At 32.5% G+C, this 3,158-nt stretch carries 1 protein-coding gene; it reads right to left on the reverse strand.

The window, feature by feature from the left end; genetic code table 11:
• Window positions 1-3,116: right-handed parallel beta-helix repeat-containing protein (locus QZZ11_RS07310; RefSeq protein ID WP_292474867.1), on the reverse strand; the 3,116-nt coding region annotated here is incomplete at its 3' end.
• Window positions 3,117-3,158: the final 42 nt, after the last annotated feature.

The following is a 3,158-nucleotide window of genomic DNA, read 5'->3' on the forward strand; positions in this document are numbered from 1 at the left end:
AGCGTCCTTGTTCGAGGACTGCCTCTTCCATCTGAACGGATTCTATTATTGCGCCGGGTCCTACCTGGTGCGGACCGCCGTGATGAAGGACTTGACCGGTTTCGATATATACACGGAGAATTATATTTTGCATTTCCACTGTAACCCACACTCAAGTTGTTTACTCCAACTTTGGTTACCAGTACTGACAAGTTGTATTTACCATTTTTATCCGTTTTAGCCAAGTACTTAACACCATTGACAAACACACGAACATTACTGTTAGATATTGCTTTACCTGTATCATCAGTAAATTTACCAGTTATGGTAACATTAGTTCCTGCAGGAACCTCCATAACAGGATTATATGTAACTATTACATTTTGTTTACCTACTGTAAATGTGGTGTTATATTCATATGCACGATATTTGTTGTTACCACTATAACCAACACTAAGATTATTTACTCCAGAAGTACTTGCAGTAGTTACAAATACGTATGTACCATTTTTATCCGTTTTAGCATAATTTTTCACACCATTTATAATGATTTTTACATTACTGTTAGCTATGGCCTTACCTGTTGTTTCTGTAAATTTACCCGTTACGGTTATATTATCATTTAAATTAACCGTACCTATTTCATTTACTGTGATTGTCACATTGATTTTACCAATATTTAATGAATTAGGGAATGTTTTATTTGCTGCACTGAATTTTGAATTTCCATCAAATATAAATGTAAGATTTTGTGAACCTTCCAATTGTGATGGAGCTACAAATTTGAAAGTTAATTTTCCGTTATTAACGACACCATAAATAACATTACCGTTAGAATCTTTTAACAACTGATTATTAAGTTTTACACTAACATTACCACCATTAGCAAGACATAAATCACTGCCACTGGCACCATTATCAATAGCAAGTACTAATGAAGAATTTTCACCAAGATCCACCCAAGTATCATTAAAGTGTAACACGGCAGCCATAGGATTTAAAACAATTTTGGCAGTAGCAGTTGCACATGAAACCGTATCGTTACCATCAAATACTACTTTTAATGTATAATTACCTTTATCAAAGGTTGTAGGAACTTTAACATTAACATTAACAACACCATTACTGATGCTTGCATTGGTTAAAGGAACATTGTTTACATAAACTTTCGCAATACCTGAAGCAAGAGCCTTACCTCCGGAAGTAACATTAGCACGAACATTGACATTTTCACCTAAAACGGCACTACAGTTTGAGACAACAACTGTGGTATGTGATTGAACTCCCAAAGTATTATTTCCAGTGGCGTTTTCATAATCGTTTGTACCAAGATAATTTACTTTTATTGTATGTATTATGTTCTCTGCATTATTTGCAATGGTGTAGTTACAGGAAGCAACTCCCAGTCTTAAATCCACCACATCCAATAATACATCATCAATATAGAATTCTGCAGCCCCAGAACCAATTTTACCACCACTAGTTGTGGTTACATTGGCTGTTAAAACTACATTAGATCCTACAACACCCAATACTTTTGCTACTTTAACTGTTGTTTTTTCAGGATGTTTTTCAAATACTGCCTGTGATAATGCTGTGACATTCTGGAAATTATTTCCACTTACAAATGCTGTGATTTGATAAGTTGTAGGATTCCATAATGTGGAAACATTGTAATTCAATGAAGCTTTACCATTAACAACAGGACTGTTTCCAATATTATTAGAACCTAATCTGAAAGATACTGAAAGATTACTGTAATCTGTTGTAGTTGTGTTAATGTTAGCCACTAAAGTAATTGTATCTCCAACAAATGCTTCAACCGGATCAACAGTTGCATTTACAAAGTATACAAAGTTATTTGATACATTATTTGAAGTGTGTTGGTTTATTACAGATTGATCTCCTATTGTTGTTTTAGCTACCAGAGAGTTTTCTGTAACAATATTGTTTGATGTTTGATTACCTAGTTTAACTGTTGTATTTGCTGTAGTGTTAATGTGGTTGAATTTTATTGTATTGCTGTTACTTGATGTCATGAACATGATTGCTTCATCACCATATGGTATTGCATCAGCATGAGCTGCAGGAGTTATTGTTCCATAATTTCCTTTTTTAAGCATTAATGTGTTATTGAGGATATTGTTGTTGGAAGCTGAATATCCTGCTATAGCATATGGATATGTTGCATTTGCAAATAATGTGTTGTTAAATATTGTATTATTTCCTGAGTCAAACAATTCCATTCCGTATACGGAAGCTCCTTTAATAGCAAATTGGTTATTTGTTATGTTTGATTTAGTACTGTTTTCTAAGGTTACTCCAAATGAATAGTCTCCTTGAACTGATGAATTTTTTCTTGCTTCTATCTTGAAAATGTTTGAATCAACAATTGTGTTTATACTGTTTCTTCCTGCAATAAATCCTGTTGCGAAGTATCCTCCCCTTACAGTTACATTATTGTATTGGTAAATATTATTTGCTGCATTAGAAGATGACATTGAAGTTCCCCATTGTCCTCCTAAAACTCCCATTCCATATGAAAATGGTGCATAGCTGTTTATTGAAATATTATTATTGGTTACCTTGTTATTATGTGATTCAAAGTAAACATCTATTCCAACAATACTGTTTTGACAGGTTTCCTCCGGATGCACATAACTGTTAAACATTGATGTTGCATTTACTTTGTTTTTGTTGATTGTGTTGTCAGATGAATATACCAATACTATTCCATGATTATGTAATATTTCAGTTATTGTACCTATTTTTTCATTAAATTGAACTGCGTTTGTATAAGGTATGCTTTCATTTGATTGATTTATGTTGATTATGTTATTTTCTAAAGTGTTGGTGTCACTTGCATATAAGAAAATTCCATTATTTACATAATCTCCGGATGTATTTATTGTACAATTTGTAATTCTATTACCGTTTGAAGAGTATGCAAATATACCTAAACTTTCAAATTGTCCATAATTTGCTATGTTGACATTTGTTATTTTACAGTTGTTTACTTCATATATTTCTATACCATGAACATTGAAATCTTCTTTATACTTATTATTGATTGTAACATTGGTAATCGTTGATTGATGAGCGTCTTGAGTTAAAGAAATGGTACCGTTATTTATCAAACAATTTTCTCCAATTACGTGAACTTTTTTAGGGAAAATAAA

The organism is Methanosphaera sp. (genome assembly GCF_016282985.1).
Taxonomy (GTDB): domain Archaea; phylum Methanobacteriota; class Methanobacteria; order Methanobacteriales; family Methanobacteriaceae; genus Methanosphaera.